This window comes from Stenotrophomonas sp. NPDC077420, assembly GCF_044543385.1.
In the GTDB taxonomy this organism is placed as follows: Bacteria; Pseudomonadota; Gammaproteobacteria; order Xanthomonadales; family Xanthomonadaceae; genus Stenotrophomonas.
This window is the reverse complement of record NZ_JBITVZ010000001.1, coordinates 68,408-90,800: the sequence shown is the minus strand read 5'-3', so window position 1 is coordinate 90,800 and position 22,393 is coordinate 68,408. Positions and strand designations below refer to the sequence as shown.

Annotated in this window: 19 protein-coding genes; 5 read left to right on the top strand and 14 right to left on the bottom strand. The window is 69.2% G+C overall.

Features of this window, described 5'->3' with window-relative positions; all coding sequences use genetic code 11:
- The first annotated feature begins 17 nt into the window (after positions 1-17).
- Complete coding sequence (gene dinG / locus ACIGII_RS00360; protein WP_399637618.1) at positions 18-2,120, top strand: ATP-dependent DNA helicase DinG; 2,103 nt, start codon at positions 18-20, stop codon at positions 2,118-2,120.
- Between the two features lie 271 nt (positions 2,121-2,391).
- Here dinG and ilvD read toward each other — a convergent pair whose 3' ends face one another.
- Positions 2,392-4,224, bottom strand: coding sequence for a dihydroxy-acid dehydratase (gene ilvD, locus ACIGII_RS00355; RefSeq protein ID WP_399637616.1), 1,833 nt, complete (start codon positions 4,222-4,224; stop codon positions 2,392-2,394).
- 192 nt (positions 4,225-4,416) lie between these two features.
- Here ilvD and ACIGII_RS00350 point away from each other — a divergent pair, with 192 nt between their 5' ends.
- Positions 4,417-4,980 carry a DUF1190 domain-containing protein gene (locus tag ACIGII_RS00350; RefSeq protein WP_399637614.1) on the top strand — a complete coding sequence of 188 codons (564 nt, stop codon included), beginning with the start codon at positions 4,417-4,419 and terminating at the stop codon, positions 4,978-4,980.
- 4 nt (positions 4,981-4,984) lie between these two features.
- Positions 4,985-6,163 (top strand): glutathionylspermidine synthase family protein, encoded by a 1,179-nt coding sequence (locus ACIGII_RS00345; protein ID WP_399637611.1) that lies wholly within the window; start codon positions 4,985-4,987, stop codon positions 6,161-6,163.
- Between the two features lie 240 nt (positions 6,164-6,403).
- On the opposite strand, the gene ACIGII_RS00340 is transcribed toward ACIGII_RS00345, so the two are convergent.
- The 9 genes from ACIGII_RS00340 to ACIGII_RS00300 all read right to left on the bottom strand — a co-directional run bounded on the left by ACIGII_RS00340 (position 6,404) and on the right by ACIGII_RS00300 (position 16,740).
- Positions 6,404-7,702 carry a DUF58 domain-containing protein gene (locus tag ACIGII_RS00340; protein WP_399637609.1) on the bottom strand — a complete coding sequence of 433 codons (1,299 nt, stop codon included), beginning with the start codon at positions 7,700-7,702 and terminating at the stop codon, positions 6,404-6,406.
- Positions 7,699-8,700, bottom strand: a complete 1,002-nt coding sequence (locus ACIGII_RS00335; protein ID WP_399637606.1) for an AAA family ATPase — start codon at positions 8,698-8,700, stop codon at positions 7,699-7,701. The genes ACIGII_RS00340 and ACIGII_RS00335 overlap by 4 nt, the downstream gene beginning before the upstream one ends.
- Positions 8,697-9,872, bottom strand: a complete 1,176-nt coding sequence (locus ACIGII_RS00330; protein ID WP_399637604.1) for a DUF4350 domain-containing protein — start codon at positions 9,870-9,872, stop codon at positions 8,697-8,699. Before ACIGII_RS00330 ends, ACIGII_RS00335 begins: the two co-directional genes overlap by 4 nt.
- The gene (locus ACIGII_RS00325) at positions 9,869-11,482 is read right to left on the bottom strand and encodes a DUF4129 domain-containing protein (protein WP_399637601.1); all 1,614 of its coding nucleotides are present in this window, start codon (positions 11,480-11,482) and stop codon (positions 9,869-9,871) included. The genes ACIGII_RS00330 and ACIGII_RS00325 overlap by 4 nt, the downstream gene beginning before the upstream one ends.
- Positions 11,472-12,464 carry a stage II sporulation protein M gene (locus ACIGII_RS00320; protein WP_399637598.1) on the bottom strand — a complete coding sequence of 331 codons (993 nt, stop codon included), beginning with the start codon at positions 12,462-12,464 and terminating at the stop codon, positions 11,472-11,474. The genes ACIGII_RS00325 and ACIGII_RS00320 overlap by 11 nt, the downstream gene beginning before the upstream one ends.
- Positions 12,461-13,150 (bottom strand): RDD family protein, encoded by a 690-nt coding sequence (locus tag ACIGII_RS00315; protein ID WP_399637596.1) that lies wholly within the window; start codon positions 13,148-13,150, stop codon positions 12,461-12,463. Before ACIGII_RS00315 ends, ACIGII_RS00320 begins: the two co-directional genes overlap by 4 nt.
- 85 nt (positions 13,151-13,235) lie before the next feature.
- Positions 13,236-13,769, bottom strand: a complete 534-nt coding sequence (locus ACIGII_RS00310) for a gamma carbonic anhydrase family protein (protein WP_399637593.1) — start codon at positions 13,767-13,769, stop codon at positions 13,236-13,238.
- Positions 13,770-13,810: 41 nt separating this feature from the next.
- Positions 13,811-15,700, bottom strand: a complete 1,890-nt coding sequence (gene mnmG / locus ACIGII_RS00305; RefSeq protein WP_399637591.1) for a tRNA uridine-5-carboxymethylaminomethyl(34) synthesis enzyme MnmG — start codon at positions 15,698-15,700, stop codon at positions 13,811-13,813.
- A 503-nt stretch (positions 15,701-16,203) separates the two neighbouring features.
- A complete protein-coding gene (locus tag ACIGII_RS00300) occupies positions 16,204-16,740 on the bottom strand; it encodes a hypothetical protein (protein WP_399637589.1) in 537 nt (178 codons plus the stop codon).
- 147 nt (positions 16,741-16,887) lie between these two features.
- On the opposite strand from ACIGII_RS00300, the gene ACIGII_RS00295 reads away from it, so the two are divergent.
- Both ACIGII_RS00295 and ACIGII_RS00290 read left to right on the top strand, forming a co-directional pair.
- On the top strand, positions 16,888-17,847 hold the full coding sequence (locus ACIGII_RS00295) for a pyridoxal-phosphate dependent enzyme (RefSeq protein WP_399637587.1): 960 nt from the start codon (positions 16,888-16,890) through the stop codon (positions 17,845-17,847).
- Complete coding sequence (locus ACIGII_RS00290) at positions 17,832-18,455, top strand: YdcF family protein (RefSeq protein ID WP_399637584.1); 624 nt, start codon at positions 17,832-17,834, stop codon at positions 18,453-18,455. The genes ACIGII_RS00295 and ACIGII_RS00290 overlap by 16 nt, the downstream gene beginning before the upstream one ends.
- Before the next feature lie 89 nt (positions 18,456-18,544).
- On the opposite strand, the gene bioC is transcribed toward ACIGII_RS00290, so the two are convergent.
- Genes bioC through bioF form a run of 4 tightly spaced genes read right to left on the bottom strand, consistent with a single transcriptional unit; the run spans position 18,545 to position 22,323 of the window.
- Entirely contained in the window at positions 18,545-19,429 is an 885-nt protein-coding gene (gene bioC, locus ACIGII_RS00285; protein ID WP_399637581.1) for a malonyl-ACP O-methyltransferase BioC, read from the bottom strand.
- Positions 19,430-19,487: 58 nt separating this feature from the next.
- Positions 19,488-20,270, bottom strand: a complete 783-nt coding sequence (locus tag ACIGII_RS00280; protein WP_399637578.1) for an SDR family oxidoreductase — start codon at positions 20,268-20,270, stop codon at positions 19,488-19,490.
- Between the two features lie 57 nt (positions 20,271-20,327).
- Positions 20,328-21,089, bottom strand: a complete 762-nt coding sequence (gene bioH / locus ACIGII_RS00275; protein ID WP_399637809.1) for a pimeloyl-ACP methyl ester esterase BioH — start codon at positions 21,087-21,089, stop codon at positions 20,328-20,330.
- 22 nt (positions 21,090-21,111) lie between these two features.
- Positions 21,112-22,323 (bottom strand): 8-amino-7-oxononanoate synthase, encoded by a 1,212-nt coding sequence (bioF, locus tag ACIGII_RS00270; protein WP_399637576.1) that lies wholly within the window; start codon positions 22,321-22,323, stop codon positions 21,112-21,114.
- Positions 22,324-22,393: the final 70 nt, after the last annotated feature.

Sequence of the window (22,393 nt, the reverse complement as noted above, 5' to 3'; positions counted from 1 at the left end):
GGCAGGACCTCCCCGGCGTGACCGAAAAAGTTGAAGCCCCGCGCGCGCTGAACGACGAGCTCAAGACCGTCATCCGCGATGCCTACGCCAAGCTGCAGGCCAACACCCCCGGCTTCAGCACGCGGCGTTCGCAGAGCCAGATGATCGGCGTGGTCTCGCGTGCGCTGTCGCAGAGCGGCGGGGTAGGGGTGGTCGAGGCGCCCACCGGCGTGGGTAAGAGCCTGGGCTACCTCACCGCCGGCGTGCCGATTGCGCTGGCCACCAAGAAAAAGCTGGTGATCAGCACCGGCACGGTGGCGCTGCAGTCGCAGCTGGTCGAGCGCGACATCCCGAACTTCCTCAAGGCCACCGGCCTGGAGGCGACCGTGGCGCTGGCCAAGGGCCGCACCCGCTACCTGTGCACGCGCAATGCCGCCGAGGCGCATGGCGACGGCGCGCAGGAAGGCATGTTCGAGGACGAACAGCCGCTGTTCGACCGCCCGCTGGCGCCGATCGAGATGGACCTGGCGCAGAAGCTGAGCAAGGACTTCGTCGAAGGCCGCTGGAACGGCGACCTGGACAACGCGCCGGACACCATCAGCCCCTCGCTGCGCTCGCGCATCACCACCCCGGCCTCCGGCTGTGCCGGGCGCAAGTGCGCCTACTCCGCCCAGTGCGCCGTGCTGCGCGCGCGCAACACCGTGCGCGACGCCCAGATCGTGGTCACCAATCACGCGTTGCTGCTGTCGGCCCTGTCCATTGGCGAAAGCGACAACGGCCAGCCGCTGATCGCCCCGCCCTCGGACATGCTGCTGGTGCTCGACGAAGGCCACCACATCGGCAACGTGGCCATCGACCAGGGCGCGGCCAGCCTGGCCCTGGATGAGATGGCCAAGCGCACCGGCCGCCTGCAGATCCTGATCGCCGCCGCCTACCGCGCGGTGGACAAGGACAAGCTGGGCAACCTGCTGCCGAACGAAGCCATCGACGTAGCCGCGCGGGTCAGCAAGCAACTGCGCGCGTTCCGCGACGTGATCGACCGCAGCTGGCAACCGGACCCGACCGCGCAGGAGCCGATGTGGCGCGCGCCGAACGGCCGCCTGCCGGACATCTGGATGGCCGACATCGAGGCCTTGGCCGATGACACCCGCGCGCTGTTCAACTGGGCCCACGCCGCACTGTCGCAGGTGGCCAAGGGCAAGCCTGAAGACGCCGCGCGCGAACGGCTGCAGCGCACGCTGGGCATGGCGCTGGAAATGATCGAACAGCAGCACAACCTGTGGACCGCCTGGCGCCGCGAAGACAAGGAAGGCCAGCCGCCGTTCGCGCGCTGGGTCACCCTGTCGCGCGATGGCGACCTGATCCTGCATGGCTCGCCGGTGTCGGCCGCCAACGTGCTGCGCAAGCTGCTGTGGGACGAGGTGGATTCGGTGGTGATGACCTCGGCCACGCTCACCGGCGGTGGCGATTTCCAGGCGCTGGCGATCGACAACGGCATTCCCAACGACGCCGAGATGGTCTCGCTGGCGTCCCCGTTCGACCTGCCCAACCAGGCCGAGCTGATCGTGCCCAACTTCCCGGTTACCCCGGACGACCGCGACCGGCATCCCAAGGAAGTGGCCAAGTATCTGGTCAAGGAACTGGACTGGAGCAAGGGCAGCATCGTGCTGTTCACCTCGCGCTGGAAGATGGAGAAGGTGGCCGAGCTGATGCCGGCCGCGCAGCGCAAGCAGGTGCTGGTGCAGGGCGAGACCGCCAAGCAGAAGATGATCGACGAGCACCTGCGGCGCACCTCGGCAGGCGAGGGCTCGGTGTTGTTCGGGCTGAACTCGTTCGGTGAAGGCCTGGACCTGCCCGGTGAAGCCTGCACCACGGTGGTGATCACCCAGGTACCGTTCGCGGTGCCGACCGATCCGCAGACCTCCACCTTGAGCGAATGGTTCGAAAGCCGTGGGTTGAACGCCTTCAACCTGATCGCCATCCCGCACGCGCTGCGCACGCTGACCCAGTTCGCTGGCCGCCTGATCCGCACCTCCACCGACACTGGCCGCGTCATCATCCTCGACTCGCGCCTGATCAGCCGCCGTTACGGCAAGCGCATCATCGATGCATTGCCGCCCTTCAAGCGGGTCATCGGCTGACGAGCACGCTCGACGCGCGACGCATGGCAAAGCCCATGCCGAACAGCAGCGAGAAGATCGTCACCGCCTTCATATCCACCAGCCACCCTTCCCGGTGCGCACCGCATGATCCAGCGCGGCACTCGGCAGCGCATCGATCAGCGGTTGGCGCGGGGGGACGCGGCGGGGCATCGACCAACGATGGCGGGGTGGCCCCATGGCGTAGCGCCACGCCATGCGTGGCTGCGTATCAACAGGCCCCAGTAGAGCCGGGCCCAGCCCGGCTGTCCAGCTACAGCTTGCCCAGATCCCGCACCGCACCCTTGTCCGCACTGGTCGCCAACAACGCATAGGCCTTGAGCGCCCCGGTCACCTTGCGCGGACGCGCCTCCCGTGGCGTCCACCCCAACGCATCCTGCTCCGCACGCCGCGTCGCCAAGGTAGCGGCATCCACCAGCACATCGATCCGCCGCGCCGGAATGTCGATCCGGATCCGGTCCCCATCGCGCACCAATCCAATCGTGCCGCCCGCCGCCGCTTCCGGTGACGCATGCCCGATCGACAGCCCGGACGTACCACCCGAGAACCGCCCGTCGGTCAGCAGGGCACACTGTTTGCCCAGTCCCTTCGATTTCAGGTAACTGGTCGGGTACAGCATCTCCTGCATGCCTGGCCCGCCGCGTGGGCCTTCATAGCGGATCACCACCACGTCGCCGGCCCGCACCTCATCGGCCAGGATGCCCTGCACCGCCGCATCCTGGCTCTCGAACACCCGCGCGGTGCCCTCGAAAACATGGATGGACTCATCCACGCCGGCGGTCTTCACCACACAGCCATCCTCGGCCAGGTTGCCGCGCAGCACCGCCAGCCCACCTTCGGCCGAGTACGCGTTCGCTACATCGCGGATGCACCCTTCAGCCCGGTCCAGGTCCAACGAGGGCCAACGCGTCGCCTGGCTGAAAGCTATCTGGGTGGGAATGCCGGCCGGGCCGGCACTGAAGAATTCATGCACGCCCGCATCATCCGTCACCGCCACATCCCAGCGCGCAATGGCATCGGCCAGGGTTCGGCTGTGCACGGTCGGCACATCGACATGCAGCAGCCCGCCGCGTGCCAGCGATCCCAGGATCGCGAACACGCCACCGGCGCGGTGCACATCCTCCATGTGGTACTTCGGCGTATTCGGCGCCACCTTGCACAGCTGCGGCACCCGTCGCGACAGTGCGTCGATGGCATGCAGGTCGAAGTCCACCTCCGCTTCCTGCGCGGCCGCCAGCAGATGCAGGATGGTGTTGGTGGAACCGCCCATGGCGATATCCAGCGTCATCGCATTCTCGAATGCCGCACGCGTGGCGATCCCGCGCGGCAGCGCGCTGGCATCTTCGCCGCCGTACCAGCGGTGGCACAGCTCCACCACCAGCCGACCGGCGCGGCGGAACAGCTGCTCGCGGTCGGCGTGCGTGGCCAGGGTCGACCCGTTGCCCGGCAGCGACAGCCCCAGCGCCTCGGTCAGGCAGTTCATCGAGTTGGCGGTGAACATGCCCGAGCACGAGCCGCAGGTCGGGCACGCACTGCGTTCGTATTCGGCGACCTTCTCATCGGACGCGCTGGCATCGGCGGCGATCACCATCGCATCCACCAGGTCCAGCTTGTGCTCGGCCAGCCGGGTCTTGCCCGCCTCCATCGGTCCACCGGAGACGAATACCACCGGGATGTTCAGCCGCAGCGCGGCCATCAGCATGCCGGGGGTGATCTTGTCGCAGTTGGAAATGCACACCAGCGCATCGGCGCAGTGCGCGTTGACCATGTACTCCACCGAGTCGGCGATGATCTCGCGGCTGGGCAGCGAATACAGCATGCCGTCGTGGCCCATGGCGATGCCGTCGTCCACCGCGATGGTGTTGAACTCCTTGGCCACCCCGCCGACCTGTTCGATCTCGCGCGCCACCAGTTGGCCCAGGTCCTTGAGGTGCACGTGGCCGGGCACGAACTGGGTAAATGAATTGGCGATGGCGATGATCGGCTTGTGGAAGTCCGCATCGGTCATGCCGGTGGCGCGCCACAGGGCGCGGGCGCCGGCCATGTTGCGGCCGGCGGTGGAGGTACGGGAGCGGTATTCAGGCATGGGGCTGGCAGGATCTGGCGGGCCGTGGGGGCGCGTTGCCACTCGATTCTGCCCAAAAATTCCGGTTGCTGTTGCAACCGTCGGGATCGACGTTCCTGAAACGCCGTTCATCTTTTTCACGTTGCCGGTTTTGGTTGTTGGCGGGGATCAGGCATGATTGAGGCGATAACCGTACACGGGGGGCATGCCGCCATGAAACGTTCCAGGACCACCGCACTGCTGCTGATGAGCGCTGCGCCGCTGCTGTTTACTGCCTGCTCGAAGCAGGAAGGCGTACAGACGCAGGAGGGGCTGTACACCTCGGTGGAAGCCTGTACCGAAGCCACCGGCGACCCTTCCAGCTGCCGTACCGCCTTTGCCGAGGCGCAGAAGCAGTCCGCCGACGCGGCCCCGAAGTACGCCTCGCGTGCCGAATGCGAAGCTGACTACAACGCCGAGCAGTGCGTGGAACAGAAGACCTCTACCGGCCATTCGTTCATCGGTCCGATGATGATGGGCTTCTTCATGTCGCAGATGCTCGGCAACCGTGGCGCCGGTCTGGCGCAGGCCCCGGCGGCCAGCCCGGCCTACCAGGACAAGGCCAAGGGATGGGCGCGCCCGGCCCCGGGCGGCAGCGGCGGCCTGAACACCGCCAGCGGCATCGGCGCCGGCAAGGCCGGCCTCGCCCCGGTCAATGCCACCCCGAACCGCGCCGTCACCGCCAGCCGCGGCGGCTTCGGCAACACCAGCAGCAGCCGCAGCAGCTACGGCGGCTGATCGAATGAAGCGTGTGCGTATCGACGAGCGCAGCCAATGGCGCGCTCGTGCGGCCGCATCCGGCTTCCGCTTCCACACCATCGACGGCCTGCCGTACTGGGATGAAACCGCGTACTACGCGTTCACTCTGCGCCAGATCGAAAACGACATCGAAGATCCCAGCGCGCAGCTGCATGCGATGGCCATGGACCTGGTTGACGAGGTGGTGCGCAGCGAGCAGCTGATGGACCAGCTGGCCATTCCGCCGGCGTTCCGCGACTGGATCGCCGACAGCTGGCGCCGGCGCGAGCCGCACTTGTATGGCCGCCTGGATTTCGCTTATGACGGTACGGGTCCGGCCAAGCTTTACGAGCTCAATTACGACACCCCGACGTCGTTGTTCGAGGCGTCGTTCTTCCAATGGCAGTGGCTGGAAGACCAGCGCAACCAGAACCGCCTGCCGCCGCACGCCGACCAGTTCAACGCCATCCACGAGGCGCTGGTGGAGCGGTTCGCGGCGTTGAGCGCGCAATTGCCCCCGCCGATGTATTTCAGCGCCGTGGGCGCCTCGGAAGAAGACCAGGGCACCGTGGACTATCTGCGCGACTGCGCGGCACAGGCCGGGCTGCGGGGCGAAGCGATCGCGATCGAAGACATCGGTCTGTCCGAGGACGGGCGGTTCACCGCGCTGGACGATACGGTGATCGGCAGCCTGTTCAAGCTTTACCCGCTGGAAGACCTGATGACCGAATCGTTCGGGCAGGCGCTGCCCGGCTCGGGCGTGCAGCTGCTGGAACCGGCGTGGAAGGCTATCCTGAGCAACAAAGGCGTGCTGCCGCTGCTGTGGCAGCGCCACCGTGGGCACCCGAACCTGCTGGCGGCCGAGTTCGATGACGGCAGCGCGCTGCCGGCCGGTTGGGTGCGCAAGCCACTGTTCTCGCGCGAAGGCGCCAACGTGGCCATGCACCTGGCCGATGGCAGCTGGCAGGAAAGCGAAGGCCCGTACACCGGCCCGGCGATCCGCCAGGCCGCGCACCCGCTCACCGCGTTCGATGGCGGCTACCCGCTGATCGGCAGCTGGGTGGTGGGCGACCAGGCCTGCGGCATGGGCATCCGCGAAGACAACAGCCGCATCACCCGCGACAGCGCCCGCTTCGTGCCGCACGCGATCATCGACGAAGCGCCCACGCGCATCTACGTCTGATGGGTTACCGGCGTCACGACCAACGGTCGTGACCTACCGGCGAAGCGGCGACCGCACCGACGAAGCGGTGACCGGACCGACGAAGCGGCGACCGGACCGGCGATGCGGTGACCGGACCGACGAAGCGGTGACCGGACCGGCGATGCGGTGACCGGATCGGCGGTGTGGCGACCGGACCGGGGCTGCGGCCGCCATGGCTGTCTGCCGGCCGGTAGGTATCGACCGTTGGTCGATACGTTCCTACAGCAACCCGTCACGCTTGACGGCGAGGTAACGCTCCACCAGCGCCCCGGGCAACGCGTCCGCCGTCACGTCCAGCACCATCACCCGATGGCTGCGCAGCGCGTCATGCGCGTCATTGCGCTGCTGCAGGTAGCGCGCGATGGCACCGGCCTGGGTCGCATCCTGCAGCGTTTCCACCTCCTGCTGCAATGCCACGTCCAGCTCCCGCTCGCGCAGGCTGGCCACGCACACCAGATGCTGGCGCTGCAGCAGGCGCACCGCCACCAGCAGGTCCTCGATATCCTCATCGCGTACGTTGGTGACCAGCATCACCAGCGAACGCCGGCGCTGGCGCAGGCTCAGCTCGGTGGCGGCGGCCAGGTAATCGGTAGCCACCGGTTGCGCCTGCAGGTCGTAGCTGGTGCGCAGCAGCGCATCGATGGTCCCCATGCCGCGCTGCGGCGCCACCCAGCGGCTCTCGCCACCGGTGGCGAACAGGCCGACGCCGTCGCCCTGGCGCAACGCCAGGTAGGACACCACCAGCGCCGCATTGAGCACGTGGTCGAAGTGCGACAGCCCGCCTTCGCTGGCCATCATGCGCCGGCCGGTATCGATCATCAGCACCAGCTGCTGGTTCTTTTCATCCTGGTACTCACGCGAGATCAGCTTGCGCGCGCGCGAGGTGGCCTTCCAGTCGATCTGGCGCAGGCTGTCGCCGATACGGTATTCGCGCATCTGGTGGAAATCGGTGCCCTCGCCACGGCGGCGCTTGAGGTGAGCGCCGACCAGGCGCGAGGCCTGTTCGGCACTGAACAGCGCGAAGCGGGTGAGCGGCGCGAAGTTGGGATACACCCGCACCGTCAACGCCGGCGGCAGCAGCCGTCGCTGCCGCCACAACCGCCACGGCGCGTGCACGCGCAGGTGCACGCCGTCGAATGCAAAGCGCCCGCGCGCGGTGGGTGTCAGCGTGTACTCGATGCTGCTGGCCACCAGCGGCTTGAGCGTCAACGCCCGCGGCAGGCCCTGCATCGCCCAGGCGCCCGGAACGAGATCGAACACGTCCACGCGCTGGCGGCGGCTGGATTCCAGCCGCAGCGTCGTGCGCCGCTCCACGTTCAATGCCAGCGCTTCAGGCAGCTCGCGCTGCACGGTAGGCGAGGGCTGCGCGCGCAGCCGCAGCAGGTCCACCAGCGCCAGCAGTGCAATGGACGCCGCCGTGGCCTGCCAGGCCCACAGCGGCAGCAGGCCGAATGCCACCGGCAGGCCCAGCAGTCCCCAGCCGACCAGCAACGCCAGCAGCAGCGGGGCAGGCCTCACTTGCGCGGTGCCTCCACCTTGGCCAGCAATGCCGTCAATGCATCGTCGGCCGACTGGCCTTCGATCTGCAGTTCCGGGGCCAGCGCGATGCGGTGGCGCAATGCCGGGCGGGCGATCTCGCGCACGTCATCGGGCGTGACGAAGTCGCGCCCGGCCAGCACCGCCTGCGCGCGCGCGGCCCGCACCAGCGCGATGCTGCCGCGTGGCCCGGCGCCCAGCGCGATGCCGGGGAAATGACGTGTGGCGGCGACGATGCGTACCGCGTAGTCCACCACTTCCGGGTCCACCGTAATCGCGGCGGTGGCCTGCTGCAGCGCGATCACCTCGGCGGCGTTGAGTACGCGCGGCACCTGCGACAGGTCGAAATCGGACGCGCTGCGCCCGGTGGTGATCGCATCCACCATGCGCTTCTCGTCTTCCAGCGCCGGGTAATCGATGATCACCTTGAGCAGGAAGCGGTCCAGCTGCGCTTCGGGCAACGGGTAGGTGCCTTCCTGTTCCACCGGGTTCTGCGTGGCCAGGGCCAGGAACGGCGGGTTGAGCACGAAGGCCTTGCCCTCGATGGTGACCTGGCCTTCCTGCATCACTTCCAGCAGCGCCGATTGGGTCTTGGCCGGGGCGCGGTTGATTTCGTCGGCCAACAGCAGGTTGGTGAAGACCGGTCCCCTGCGGATCTTGAAGCTTTCCGATTTCGGGTCGTATACCGCATGGCCGCTAACGTCGCTGGGCATCAGGTCGGGGGTGAACTGCACGCGCCCGTAGTCCAGCTCCAGTGCCTGTGCCAATGCGCGCACCAGCAGGGTCTTGCCCAGCCCGGGAACGCCTTCGATCAGCACATGGCCACCGGCCAGCAGCGCGATCAGGATCTGGTCCAGCACCTCGGGCTGGCCGATGAAGGCGCGTCCCACTGCGTCGCGCACGGCATCGACGCGTTCGACCAGGCGCTGGCCGGTCAGCGCGGGCGGGGACAACGGCGGCGGAGCGGTGGGCTCGGTCATAGCAGGTTTCTCATCTGGATCAGCAGTCGGATGCGGTCACGCAGGGCCGCGACATCCTTCGATGCCGGCACCTGCAGGGCGGTCTGGACGCGCGAATGCGGCCAGTGCAGCAAGGTGGCGATGGCGTGCACCTGGGCGTCGCCGCTGAGTGCGGCGGCCGTGGGTGCACGACGCCGCAGGCGCGCCAGGAACGCGCGGCGCACGGCGTCGTACAGCAGGGGCGCTTTGCCGAAGCGCAGCAGGTGCTCGCCACTGGCGCGCACGTGTTCCAGCAGCGAGCGGCGCTCGACCGCCGGCGCCGGCAGCAGGCTGCCCAGGCGCTGCGCGCGCAGCCACAGCCAGCCCAGCAGCGCCAGCAGCAGCGGCACCCAGACCGGCCAGCCCTGGTAGAAGATGCGCGACCACAGCGTGGGCGGGCGCGAGCCGTAGACCAGCCACACGGCGCCCTCGCCGTAGTTCGGGTCGAGTACGTAGCGGGCGAGGTCGCGGTGGGCGATGTCGTGCAGGCCATCGGCCAGGCTGCCCTCGGGGTCGCTGGCATCGAACGCGCGCGGGGTGCCTTTGAGGAACTCCATGTCCGCCAGCACATCCACGCTGCCGTCGCCCTTGCGCAGCCTCGCCCACACCAGGCCATCGTCATCGCCCCATTCGCGCGCCAGCACGACGCCCTCGGGCACGTCCACGCCGAAGCGGCGGCTGCGGCAGAACTCGACGTGGCCCGGGTCATCGACCACGTGGAAGCCCTTGCAGCCGCTGTCGTAGTACGCGCTGTCCACGCCCAGGGCGTCCAGCAGCGGGCCCTGCGGCGCGTCCTCGTCCTGCGACACCGGCGGGGTGCGCACCAGCAGGTGGCCACCCTGGCCCACCCACTCGAGCAGGGCCCGCGCGCTGGGCGCGGGTACGTCGGCGCTGTCCTGCAGCAGCACCACGGTGTCGCGTGGCGTGAGCTGCATGCGCGGCAGGTCGATGCGCGGGCTGGAATGCACGGTGATGCCATCGGCGCGCAGCGCCTGGCCCAGTACGTACAGCGGGTTGTAGCTGGCCTCGCCCTGCGCCGGGAGGTGTTCGGTGCGGGTGATTTTCTCGTGCGTGCGCAGGAACATGATCGACACGGGCACGCCGAGCAACAGGATCACGCCCAGCACCAGCAGCCAGCGCAGCCGGGCGCTCATGCGCGCCACCGGAACTGCGACTGCAACGTACTCGCCAGCGCCTCGAAGTCCGCCGGTTCGGGCAGTCGGCCGGCGTAGGCCGCGTACTGCCAGACCTGCACCACGCGCGCGAACAGGCGGCGGTCGGCCTCCTCGGGCATGCGCCGCGACGCGCGCAGGCACTGCGCCTCGGTCGCGCCCGGGGGCAGCACCACCTCGGCGCGCTCGCTCATCGACTCCACGCTGGCGCGGTACAGCAGGGCCAGCGCCTGTCGCGGCCGACCCTCCTGCCACAGTGCACGCGCGCGCGCGGCCGGGTCCGGCGGGATCACCTCGGGCAGCGTGACGGTCTCTTCCAGCACCGTTCCGGGCGTCTCGCGCCTGCGGGTGCCGCCGCCACGCAGCCAGCGCAGCCACCACGGCGCGGTCACCGCCAACAGCAGCACCAACAGGCCGACCAGGCCCCACAGCAGCCACTCGGCGATCTGCGCGGGCAGCCGCGGCCCCTTCGCGAACGGGGTGGCGTCGTCGTCCCTGGCGCGCTCCTTCCGTTTTTTTTCCGCCTCGTCCTGCGTACGCTCCCAACGACTCACCTGGCGCGTGGGCGTCACCAGCGGATCCTCATAGGCGCGCTGCACGGCCTGGCGGAAACCTGCGGTGTCCGGTGTTCCGCCAAAGATCACGGCGCCGGTGTTGGACGGATCGTCGGCCGGTACCACGTCCTCGCCGTCGTCCTCGTCCTCGTCTGCGTCGCTGGTGTCTGCATCCACGTCGTCCGGTGCCACGGACTGCGGCGCCGCGGCCGGTGCCTGCGCGTGCACGGTGCCCATCGGCCAGCACAGCACCAGCGCCATCACCAGCAGCGGTGCCGCCTGCTGCAGGCGGTCGCGCAGGCGACGGAAGGCGATCTCCACGTCCCAGGCTTCCATCTCGGTGCGGCGGTTGAGGTACAGCGCGAACCCGGCACCGGCATGGAACGGTCCGATCAGCGTCGCGGCCAGCCAGAACAGCGCATTGACGCCCAGCCGTGCCCACGCCGGCATGTCCTGGCGCACCATCTCCCACGCCGCGCGCCAGGAATCGGAGAGCAGTTCCAGCGGCAAGAACAGGAAGACCGCGGCGATGCACCCGCTGACGATCACCAGTTCGAACATCAGGCACGTGAACGTCAGCAGCACTGCGTGGCCGAACGTGCCACCGAGCACGGCGCGGCGGCGCACGCTGCGTTGCGCGGCATCGCTGCCCTCAAGCAGGTTCACCGGCAGCAGCAGCGAGCGGAAGGGACTGAAGCGGCGCCAGCCCAGGTAACCCCAGAAGCCGCTCCAGCCCCACTGACGCTGTGCGCGCAGGGTATGCAGCGGGCGCGGTTCGTCGCCGAACACGCCGCGCGATATCACATACAGCGCGATCCGGTCGCTGACCGGCTTGAGCCACCACATCAGCAGCCAGGCCCAGCCGAACGCATCGGCCCACCACGCGGCCGCATTGATGACCACGAACAGCGGCAGCGACACGGCGATGACCGGCAGCCAGATGGCGCGCGCATGGCGGCGCACCAGGGCGGTGCCCAGTTCCATGGCTTCCCATTCCGAGCGGGCGCGCAGGGTGACGTTGAGCTGGTCAATCCGCATGACCGCTCCCGCGCCCGCCGCGCCACAGCCACACGAATACCGTTGTCCACAGCACCGCAGCCACGCTGTATTTGCCCCAGGCCGGCACGGCGGCGATGGAGGACCAGAAGGCTTCAATGAAGGCGGCGATCAGCAGCATGGCGGCAATGCCCACGCAGAGCTTTGCGCCGATCACCCCGCCTTCGACCAGCGCATCGATGCGCCGCCGCCGGCCGGGCGCCAGCAGTTTCATCCCCAGTTGCAACCCGGCGCCACCGGCGATGACGATCGCGGTCAGCTCGAACGCGCCATGCCCGGCCACGAAGCGCCAGAACGGGTCGCCGTGGCCGATGTGCTGCAGGTGTCCGGCCGCCGCGCCGATGGTGAGCCCGTTGAACAACAGCACCAGCACGGTGCCCAGCCCGGCCAGCAGGCCGCTGGCGAAGGTGCGCAGGCCGATGCTGATGTTGTTCATGATGTAGTAGCCGAACATCATCCAGTCGGTGCCGCTGTCGCGTCCGAGGTGGGGCGCGGCCGGGTCGTACATGCGCTCCATCGACGCGATCTGCGCGTTGTCCATCAGCAGGTGGACCAGCTCCGGCCGCCACTGGATCAGCGCGAAGCTGCCCACCAGCGGAATGACGAACAGGGCAGTCGCCACCCACATGCTGCGCGCCTGGCCACGCACCAGCGACGGAAAGTCGGCCAGCAGGAATTCCAGTGCGCGGCGCCAGCGCGGCGGCGCGGTGCGGTACAGCAGGCCATGGCCCCGCTGCATCAGCTGTTGCAGGTGCGCCACCAGCTGCGGGCTGTAGCCGCGCCTGCGCGCCAGCGCCAGCTGCTGGCACAGCCGCCGGTAGCGCTGCGGAAAATCCTCATCGTTGAGCGTGTCCGGGTCCGGGCGCTGCCGTGCCTGCCGCGCACGGTCGCCGCGCAGCGCGAACCAGCGCTCCAGTGCCTGCCATTCCGCCTGGTAGCGGGCGACGAACTGCTCCTGCCTCATCGACGTCCCAGCAGCCAGTTGGCCATGGCATACAAGCGCAGCACCCCGACCTGGCCGTGGCCGCCGCTGATCGGCGCGGCCACCGCGGCCAGCTCCTGCTGGCGCGGGCCGGACAGGCGCGGTGCGCGTTCGGCGAAGGCGATGATGGCCGCCTGTTCGGCTGGCTGCAGCGGCTGCGGCGGGGCCAGCACGGTGTCGATGGCCACGCTGGCCGCGTGCGGACGCGCCCGGTCGTGGACCACCACGGTGCCGGCCACCAGATCGCCCAGGCGGCGGCCGTTGCGGTCGAACAGGCTCGAGAGCAGGCCCAGCGCATAGGCGAACGGCAACATGTCCACGGTGCGCAGCAGGTTGCGGGTGATGGCCGCCATCCACCCGATCGGCGCGCCGTCCTGGGCCACCACGCGCAGGCCCAGCGCGCGCTTGCCCAAGGTGCGTCCCCAGCACGCTTCCTGCACGATGGTGTAGGCCCACATCGACAGGAACATCAGACCCAGGTACAGGCCCTGGCCGAACTGGCCCAGCACGGCCAGAGGAATGCTGAGCAGCATCAGGGCCGCCACGCGGATGACGAAATCGATCACCCAGGCCAGTGCCCGTGGCACCGGCCCGGCGGCGGGCAGGTGCAGTGGCACGCCTTCGGGCGTGATCACTTCACGGTAGGTATCCAGCATGGGTGCGCTCATGCGCGCACGTCGCTCCGGACGGCTGCCAACGGCATGCGGTTCTCGACTGCTTCCTGGGTCGGGTGTCGACTGTACCGCGTGCCGATCACATTCCCAAATACTTGTCCTTCAACCGCACATAGTGGTCGGCCGAATAGTGCAGCGATTCGATCTCCTGTGCGCTCAGGCTGCGCACCGGTCGCGCGGGGTTGCCCACCCACAGTTCGCCCTCGCCGACCACCTTGCCCGGCCCGACCACCGCACCGGCCCCGACGAAGCTGTTCCGGCTGACGGTGGCGCCGTCCAGGATGCAGGCCCCCATGCCGATCAGGCTGTACTCGCCGATCGCGCAGGCATGGATGATGGTGCCGTGGCCCACGGTGACGCCTTCGCCGATCAGGGTCGGGTAGCCGCCCTTGTTGTAGGGGCTGTGGTGGCTGACATGGATGATGGTGCCGTCCTGGATGTTGCTCCGCGCACCGATCCGCACATGGTTGACGTCGCCACGGATCACCGTGCCGGGCCACACCGAGACGTCATCGCCCAGCACCACGTCACCGATGATGGTGCAGGCCGGGTCGATCCAGGCGCGCTCGCCAACGACGGGAAAGGTATCGAGGAAAGGACGAAGGGGGGACATGGTGGCGCTCCACAAGGCAGGCCACCATGATACCGCCGTGGTTACGCCACCCGGCTGCGCCGGGCGCGTTCCAGGTGCACCAGCAGCAGCGAGATCGCCGCCGGGGTCATGCCCGGAATGCGCTGGGCCTGGCCGATGGTCTGCGGGCGCACCCGCTCCAGCTTCTGCTGCACTTCGGCCGACAGCCCGCGCACGCTGGCGTAATCGAACGCCGCATCGATGGCGGTGTTCTCATGGCGCTGCTGGCGTTCGATCTCCTCGCGCTGGCGGTCCAGGTAGCCGGCGTACTTCACCCCGATCTCGACCTGCTCGGCCACCTTCGCATCCGCCACGCCCGGGCCCAGCGACGGCACCTGCATGAGCTTGGCGTAGTCCAGCTCCGGGCGCTTGATCAGGTCCAGCACGTTGGTTTCGCGGCTGACCGCCACGCCCAGCGTGGCGTCCACTTCGCGGCCCAGCGCATTGGCCGGGGTGGCCCACAGCGCACGCAGGCGCGCCGACTCCTGCGCCACCGCCTCCTGCTTGGCCTGGAACGCGGCCCAGCGGCGGTCGTCGACCACGCCCAGCGTGCGGCCGACGGCGGTCAGGCGCACGTCGGCATTGTCTTCGCGCAGCTGCAGCCGGTACTCGGCGCGGCTGGTGAACATGCGGTACGGCTCGGTGGTGCCGTGGGTGATCAGGTCGTCCACCAGCACGCCCAGGTAGGCCTCGTCGCGGCGCGGGCACCAGCCCGCCTCGTCGCGCACGCGGCGGGCGGCGTTGAGGCCGGCCAGCAGGCCCTGCGCGGCGGCCTCTTCATAGCCGGTGGTGCCATTGATCTGCCCGGCGAAGAACAGACCCGATACGGCCTTGGTTTCCAACGTGTTGTTCAGGCCGCGCGGGTCGAAGAAGTCGTATTCGATGGCGTAGCCCGGCCGGGTGATATGCGCGTTCTCGAAACCCCGGATGCTGCGCACCAGCGCCAGCTGCACATCGAACGGCAGCGAGGTGGAAATGCCGTTGGGGTAGATCTCCACCACGTCCAGCCCTTCGGGCTCGACGAAGATCTGGTGGCTGGCCTTCTCGGCGAAGCGCACGACCTTGTCTTCGATGGACGGGCAGTAACGCGGACCAATGCCTTCGATCTGGCCGCTGTACAGCGGCGAGCGGTGCAGGGCGCTGCGGATGATCTCGTGGGTGTGTTCGCTGGTGTGGGTGATCCAGCAGCTCACCTGCTGCGGGTGCTCGTCCACGCTGCCCAGGAAGGACATCACCGGGCGCGGGTCGTCGCCGGGCTGCTCCTCCATCACGCTGTAATCCAGCGAACGGCCGTCGATGCGCGGCGGGGTGCCGGTCTTGAGCCGGTCGATCGCGAACGGGCGTTCGCGCAGGCGCGCGGCCAGCGTGGTGGCCGGCGGGTCGCCCATGCGGCCGGCGGCGTACTGGGTCTGGCCGACGTGGATCTTGCCGGCCAGGAAGGTGCCGGCGGTAAGCACCACGGCCGGGGCGTTGAACTGCAGCCCGGTCTGGGTGATCACGCCACGCACGGCGTCACCTTCGATGACCAGATCATCCACGGCGGCCTGGAACACGGTCAGGTTCGGCTGCGCTTCGACCATGCCGCGGATCGCCATCCGGTACAGGTTGCGGTCGGCCTGGCAGCGGGTCGCGCGCACCGCCGGACCCTTGGAGGCATTGAGCGTGCGCCATTGGATGCCGGCGCGGTCGGCGGCATGCGCCATGGCACCGCCCAGCGCGTCGATCTCCTTGACCAGGTGGCCCTTGCCGATCCCGCCGATGGCCGGGTTGCAGCTCATCGCGCCAATGGTTTCCACGTTGTGGGTCAGCAGCAGGGTGCGCACCCCACTGCGGGCGGCCGCCAGCGCGGCTTCGGTACCGGCATGGCCGCCGCCGATCACGATGACGTCGTAGCCGTAGAAAGAATCGGTCATGGAGGGCTCTGGGCAGGGCCGCGGCGGCCCGGATCCGCCCTGGGGCAGGGCGCGGGGGATAATTTTAGCGCTGTTCGCCCCGATTCCCTGAATGGGGGCCTGCAAAAAAAAAGTGCAACGAACCCTCAAGTTGGCACGTTATCTGCAGATAACCCAATAGCACCCAGGATGGCAGGCGCCGTCAGGCGCTACGGATCGGAATTGGAACAGGGGCCGATCCATGTGCATCCCGGGGAAGCAGAGGGGCCGGCAGTCGGGGGACTGCCGGCCCTGTTTTTTTGGCCGCGCCTGCGCCCGCAAACAAAAGGCCCCGCCATTGGCGGGGCCTTCTGCTTCAGAGGTGCCGACATCCGACAGGGCCGGAACAGGGGGGATCCAGATGTTCCTGTCGGATATCGACGTAGAGCTCAATGTGACGCCCGTTGTCGTTTTTGTCACTTTTCGACCGAGGCCGTCACTGCCTGCGTAGATTGAACCGGCGAGCGGGTGAAAATCAAGCGGTCTCAATTCTCATTTGTGCGCTGGTTCAACTTATTCATGTTCCGCCAGGGCGAACCGGTGGTGCGCTGCGGGGGCGGACTGGGCCGGGACTGCGGCGCACTGGCCGGCCGGGGCGGCCGGGCCTGCTGCGGCGGGCGGTCCGCACGCGGCGGACGACCCAGCGAGTCCATGTTCCGCCACGGCGAGCCGCCGTTGTACGGCGGGCGCGGACGGTCCGGCGGACGCACCTGCCCACCGTTGCCATTGCCGGGGCGCGGCGGTGGGCGATGGTTGTGCGGCGGGCGGTGGTTCGGGTACGGGCGATAGTTGGGATACGGGCGATAGACCGGATAGCCGCCGTAACCGCCGTAACCGTAATAGCCGCCACCGTAATAGCCGCTGCCGTAGCCGTAGGGGTAGCCAGCCGGGTAGCGATACTCCACCGACGGCGCACCGTGGTAGTAGCCGCTGCCACCGCCGCCACCGCCGACGTAGTCGTAAGTCGCGCAGCCAGACAGGGCCAACAGCAGCCCACTGGCGAAGATCAGGCGCGTTTTCATGGTCAGGGTCCCCCCAAGGGTAGGATGCCAGCTTCAGGCCGACGCATTGAATCGGCCCTTAACTCCGCGCCATCCGGATGAACGGTTGCCGTCGTGTGCACTACGTTGCCGGCGGTACACATTGGAGGCTTACGTTAATCTTGTGTCATGACCGATTCATCCTTGCCCTGCGTCGATGACCTGCTGGCCGCGGCTGCGCGGATCGCGCCGCATGCAAGCGTGACCCCGGTGCTGCAGTCCGGCACCCTGGATGCAGTCAGCGGGGCTCGACTTGCCTTCAAGGCCGAGCACCTGCAGCGCGGGGGCGCCTTCAAGTTCCGCGGTGCCTGCAACGCGGTCTGGGCACTGCCCGAAGCGGTGGCCGCACGCGGTGTGGTCACCCATTCCTCCGGCAACCACGGCGCCGCGCTGGCGCTGGCCGCGCGTACCCGCGGCATTGCCTGCCATGTGGTGGTGCCCGATGGCGCGGTGGCGGCCAAGCTGGCCAACATCCAGCGTCACGGGGCCACCCTGTGGCGCTGTGCGCCGACCATTGCCGCGCGTGAGGCGATGTGCGCCCAGGTCGAGGCGGACACCGGCGCTGCCCTGGTGCATCCGTATGCCGATGCGCGGGTCATCGCCGGCCAGGGTACCGCTGCGCTTGAGCTGATCGGCAGCCACGGCCGCTTCGACACCCTGGTGGTGCCGGTGGGCGGTGGCGGGCTGGCGGCCGGGACCCGGCTGGCCTTGCAGGCGGCCGCCCCGGACACCGCGCTGGTGCTGGCCGAACCGGCGGGCGCGGCCGATACCGCGCGTTCGCTGGCGGCCGGCGCGCTGCGCCTGGATTTCACCCCGGACACGATCTGCGACGGCCTGCGCGGCACACTGGGCGCGCCCAACTTCGCCTTGCTGCACGGCGCGGCCGAAGTGATCGTGGTGGATGATGCCGCCACCATGGCGGCCATGCGCCTGCTCTGGCAGGTGCTCAAGCAGGTGGTGGAGCCGTCCTCGGCCATCGCGCTGGCCGCGATCCTGGCGCAGCCGGCGCGGTTCGCCGGGCAGCGGGTCGGGGTACTGCTGTCGGGGGGCAACGTGGACCTGGACGCGCTGCCTTGGGCGGTGGCATGAGCGCGCGCCACCGGGTCGGGCTGGCGGGGTGGTTGTGGCGGCTGTGCCTGCTGCTGGCGGCGTGGTTGCTGTGCGTGACCGCGTGGATCGTCTGGGTTGGCGAACGTGACCAGGCGGCGCAGGCCGACGCGATCATCGTGCTCGGTGCGGCTGCCTACGACGCCAAGCCGTCGCCGGTGTTCGAAGAGCGCATCCGCCATGGCTTGGACCTGTACCACCGGGGCTACGCACCGCTGCTGATCTTCACCGGTGGCTATGGCGGCAGCGGCGCACGTTTCTCGGAATCCCAGGTGGCGCGCCGCTATGCGGTGAAGCAGGGCGTGCCGGAAAGCGCGATCCTGATCGAAACCGCCTCGCGCACCACGCGCCAGAACCTGGTGGAAGCGCGCCGGCTGATGGACCAGCGCAAGCTGCACCGGGTGATCATCGTCAGCGACCCGCTGCACATGGCGCGCGCGCTGCGCCTGTCGCGCGAACTGGGCATCGATGCGCTGGCATCGTCAACGCCGAGTACGCGCTTCCGCAGCTTCCACACCAGCTGGAAATTCCTGGCGCAGGAAATCTATTTCTTCCACCGGGACATGTTCCCGTCCGCGAACGGTTCCTGATCCGGCGCAGCCACGCAGGGCGTGGCCCTGCGCCATCGTAGCGACACGCCATGCGTGTCCCACGGAAACCCTGCCAGGACGTCAGCCTGTCAGGGGGTCCTGCGTCGGATCGGAATCGCCGACACCGGCACCGTGGCCACGTCGTGGCCGTGTTCGCGCACCGGCGCACCGGCCTCCGGTGCCCAGGCGTGCGCGTAGATCACTTCCCAGCTGCTGGGCAGGGTGCCGTCCTCGCGGCGCAACGGCTCATAGGCCGCGCGCGCGGCGGCAAACCGCCCACGCCCGGTGAGGGTGTGGCGGCGGTCCTGGCGTGCATTGGTGGCGCCGATCGCGCGCAGCTCGCGCATCAGCGCATCCATGTCGCGGTAGGTCAGGGTGAACAGGTCGCGGTCCAGCACCGGATCGCGGAAGCCGGACATCATCAGCGCGTCGCCGAACTGGGCGATGGGCGGGAAGCGGCTCACATGCGGCGTGTCGTCGGCACTGGCGAAGGCATCGCGCAGTTCGATCAGCGTCTCCGGCCCGAACGTGGAGCAGACCAGCAGCCCGCCCGGCCTGAGCGCGCGGCGGAAGCCGGCGAACACCGCCGGCAGGTCGTCCACCCATTGCAGGCACAGGTTGCTGTAGATCACGTCCACGCTCTGGTCCAGCAGCGGCAGCGCGCGCGCATCGCCACACACGCGCGCGAACGGCTTCCACCAGCCGGCCTGCTTCTTCGACTCCCGCAGCATCGGTTCGGCCATGTCCAGCGCAATCACCTGCGCCTTCGGCCAGCGCTTCTTCATCGCCGCGCTGGCATGCCCGGTGCCGCTGCCCACGTCCAGCACCACCTCCGGCTGCCGCGCCTCCAGGTAATCCAGCGATTCAAGCAGGCGCTTTTCTACCTCGCGCTGCAGGGCCGCGGCGGCGTCGTAACTGCGGGCGGCACGCGAGAACGCGCGACGGACATGCTGGGGATCGAAATCGGTGGTCATGCAGGGCTCACTACGTCCAACAAACGGTAGCGCACGACCGTGGGTCGTGCGGCGGAACTCAGAAGGTGCCCGGATAGGCCCCGCCATCGATCAGCAGGTTCTGCCCGGTGATGTAGCCGGCGTGCGCGCTGCACAGGAACGCGCAGGCCGCGCCGAACTCATCGGCCGTGCCGAAGCGACCGGCGGGAATATGCGTGCGTTTGCGTTCGGCGATCTGCCCGGCGTCCACGCCCTGCTGCTGGGCCATGTAGGCGAAATTGCCACGCAGGCGGTCGGTATCGAACTGTCCGGGCAGCAGGTTGTTGATGGTGACGTTGCTGGCCACGGTGCGGCGCGCCAGCCCGGCCACGAAGCCGGTCAGTCCCGAGCGCGCGCCATTGGACAGGCCGAGGATGTCGATGGGCGCCTTCACCGACGAGGAGGTGATGTTGACCACGCGGCCGAAGCCGCGCCCGATCATGCCGTCCACGGTGGCGCGGATCAGCGCGATCGGCGCCAGCATGTTCGCGTCCAGCGCGGCGATCCAGTCCTCGCGCTCGAACTGGCGGAAGTCGCCGGCCGGCGGGCCGCCCGCGTTGTTGACCAGGATGTCCACCTGCGGGCAGGCGGCCAGCGCGGCGGCGCGGCCGGCGTCGGTGGTGACGTCGGCCACCACGGTGACCACCTTGCCCGCGCCGGGCAGCGCCTGCAGGTCCCGCCCGGCCTGGGCCAGCGCCTGTTCGCCACGCGCGGCGATCACCACGTTCACGCCCTCGCGCGCCAGCGCGCGGGCGCATCCCAGCCCCAGCCCTTTGCTGGCAGCGCAGACAAGGGCCCAGCGGCCGGCGATTCCAAGGTCCATGGGGTCAGTTCCGTGAGATGCAGGCGTACATGATCGGCGAAGGACGGGCGTGACGGGTCAAGGCAGGGCGGCAACAAACTGTTGCAGCTGCGCCGCCACCTCGTCGGTATGGCCCAGGAACGGGGCGTGTCCGCCGTGGGCAACCACATGCACCATGGAACGGGGAGCCAGCGCGGCAGCGGCCTGCATGCCACGCGCCGACACCAGCCGGTCGCGCTGCCCGGCCAGCCACAGGCTGGGGATGGGCAGGTGCGGCAGGGCGCCGCGCAGGTCGGTGCTTTCCAGCAGGCCAAGGCCTTCCTGCAGTGCGCGCGCTGCCGGTTCGCCGCGTTCCACCAGCGTCGCGCGCAGGCTGCGCAGTTCCTGCCGCGCGTGCTCCGAGCCCATTGCATCCAGCGCCAGGAATCGCTCCAGGGTGCCCCGGTAGTCCAGCGCCAGGTCCTGGCCGAACTGCGCGAACACCGACGGCTCCACTGCGTGCGGCCAGTCCTCCCCGCGCACGAAGCGCGGCGTGGCCGCGATCATCGCCAGCCCGCGCACCTTGGGCAGCGTGGCGGCCGCATGCAGCGCGAACAGGCCGCCCAGCGACCAGCCGCACCAGACCGCGGGTGGGGTAGCAGCGGCAATCGCGTTGACCACGAACGGCAGGCGCAATGGCGTGGCATCGTCGCGGCTGTGGCCATGCCCCGGCAGGTCCACCAGGTGCAGCTCGACGTGCCCGGCCAGGCGGTCCACCAGCGGCGCGAACACGCCGCCATGCAGGGCCCAGCCGTGGATCAGGACCAGCGCCGGGCCGCGGCCGATCACCTCGATATGCATGCTCACCCGCAGCGCCCGGCAATCACGCGCTCAGCGCATCCAGGCTCTGCTGCCGCGCCACCTGGTCACGCGCGTGCGCGATCGCGTCGGTCAGTGCGCGCACTTCGGGCACCGTATGCAGGGCCGACAGGGTCACGCGCAGGCGCGCCTTGCCTTCGGGTACGGTCGGTGGGCGGATCGCACTGACCAGGAAGCCGGCCGCTTCCAGGGCGGCCGACAGCGCCATCACGGTCGATTCGGTGCCGCACAACAGGGGCTGGATCGGCGTATCCGACGGCATCAGCTCCAGCCCATGCCCGCGCGCACCGGCACGGAACACCCCCACCAGTTCGGCCAGCTTTTCACGGCGCCAATCGTCGCGGCGGGCCAGCTTCACTGCCGCCAGGGCCGCGGCGGCCTGTGCCGGTGGCAGGGCCGTGGTGTAGATGTACGGGCGCGCGGTTTCAGCCAGGTGCTGGATCAGCGCTTCATCGCCAACCACCACCGCACCGGTGCCGCCCAGGGCCTTGCCCAGCGTGACCAGCTGCAGCGGCACATCGGCCACGCCCAGCCCGGCCTCGGCCACGCAGCCACGGCCATGCTCGCCAATCACCCCCACGCCATGCGCGTCGTCCACATACAGCAGCGCTTCCTGCATGCGCGCCACCAGCGACAGCGAGCGCAGCGGGGCAATGTCGCCGTCCATGCTGAAGACCCCGTCGGTGGCCAGCATCGCCGCGCCTTCGGCGGCATGCTTGAGCTGGCGCAGCGCGCCTTCGGTGTCCAGGTGCGGATAGCGGCGCAGGCGGCAGCCGGCCAGGCGGGTGGCATCGAGCAGGCTGGCGTGGTTGAGCCGGTCCTGCACGCACACATCGTCTTCTTCGCTGAGCAGCGCCTGCTGCACCGCCAGGTTGGCGGCAAAGCCGCTGCCGAACAGCAGCGCGCGCGGGTACCCCAGCCAATCGGCCACTTCCTGTTCCAGCGCGTCATGCAGCGCATGGTGGCCACAGATCAGGTGCGAGCCGGTGGCCCCGGCGCCTTCGCGTGCGGCGGCGTCCTGCAGGGCGCTGACCACACCGAACTGCTGGGACAGGCCCAGGTAGTCGTTGCTGCAGAAGCCAGTGAGCCACTGGCCGTTGAGTTCCAGACGCACGCCATCCCGGCGGGTCACGGTGCGGCGCACGCGGATCCGCCCTTGCGCGTCGCGGAGCTTGCGCTGGGAGTGGATGCGGTCGTGCAGGTCAGGACGGGCCATGGTCGTCAATGTCTCATGGGCGGACAGGGGAGCTAGCGTACCCGGTTGCCGGGCGCTGCGCTGTACCGCC

Excerpts from the sequence above, each read along its gene's own strand:
- bioC (WP_399637581.1), bottom strand. The coding sequence starts at position 19,429 with ATGACCACCGATTTCGATCCCCAGCATGTCCGTCGCGCGTTCTCGCGT.
- bioH (WP_399637809.1), bottom strand. The coding sequence starts at position 21,089 with ATGCATATCGAGGTGATCGGCCGCGGCCCGGCGCTGGTCCTGATCCAC.
- ACIGII_RS00300 (WP_399637589.1), bottom strand. The coding sequence starts at position 16,740 with ATGAAAACGCGCCTGATCTTCGCCAGTGGGCTGCTGTTGGCCCTGTCT.
- ilvD (WP_399637616.1), bottom strand. The coding sequence starts at position 4,224 with ATGCCTGAATACCGCTCCCGTACCTCCACCGCCGGCCGCAACATGGCC.
- ACIGII_RS00325 (WP_399637601.1), bottom strand. The coding sequence starts at position 11,482 with ATGCGGATTGACCAGCTCAACGTCACCCTGCGCGCCCGCTCGGAATGG.
- ACIGII_RS00335 (WP_399637606.1), bottom strand. The coding sequence starts at position 8,700 with ATGACCGAGCCCACCGCTCCGCCGCCGTTGTCCCCGCCCGCGCTGACC.
- ACIGII_RS00350 (WP_399637614.1), top strand. The coding sequence starts at position 4,417 with ATGAAACGTTCCAGGACCACCGCACTGCTGCTGATGAGCGCTGCGCCG.
- ACIGII_RS00310 (WP_399637593.1), bottom strand. The coding sequence starts at position 13,769 with ATGTCCCCCCTTCGTCCTTTCCTCGATACCTTTCCCGTCGTTGGCGAG.
- ACIGII_RS00315 (WP_399637596.1), bottom strand. The coding sequence starts at position 13,150 with ATGAGCGCACCCATGCTGGATACCTACCGTGAAGTGATCACGCCCGAA.
- ACIGII_RS00330 (WP_399637604.1), bottom strand. The coding sequence starts at position 9,872 with ATGAGCGCCCGGCTGCGCTGGCTGCTGGTGCTGGGCGTGATCCTGTTG.
- ACIGII_RS00345 (WP_399637611.1), top strand. The coding sequence starts at position 4,985 with ATGAAGCGTGTGCGTATCGACGAGCGCAGCCAATGGCGCGCTCGTGCG.
- ACIGII_RS00320 (WP_399637598.1), bottom strand. The coding sequence starts at position 12,464 with ATGAGGCAGGAGCAGTTCGTCGCCCGCTACCAGGCGGAATGGCAGGCA.
- mnmG (WP_399637591.1), bottom strand. The coding sequence starts at position 15,700 with ATGACCGATTCTTTCTACGGCTACGACGTCATCGTGATCGGCGGCGGC.
- bioF (WP_399637576.1), bottom strand. The coding sequence starts at position 22,323 with ATGGCCCGTCCTGACCTGCACGACCGCATCCACTCCCAGCGCAAGCTC.
- ACIGII_RS00295 (WP_399637587.1), top strand. The coding sequence starts at position 16,888 with ATGACCGATTCATCCTTGCCCTGCGTCGATGACCTGCTGGCCGCGGCT.
- ACIGII_RS00280 (WP_399637578.1), bottom strand. The coding sequence starts at position 20,270 with ATGGACCTTGGAATCGCCGGCCGCTGGGCCCTTGTCTGCGCTGCCAGC.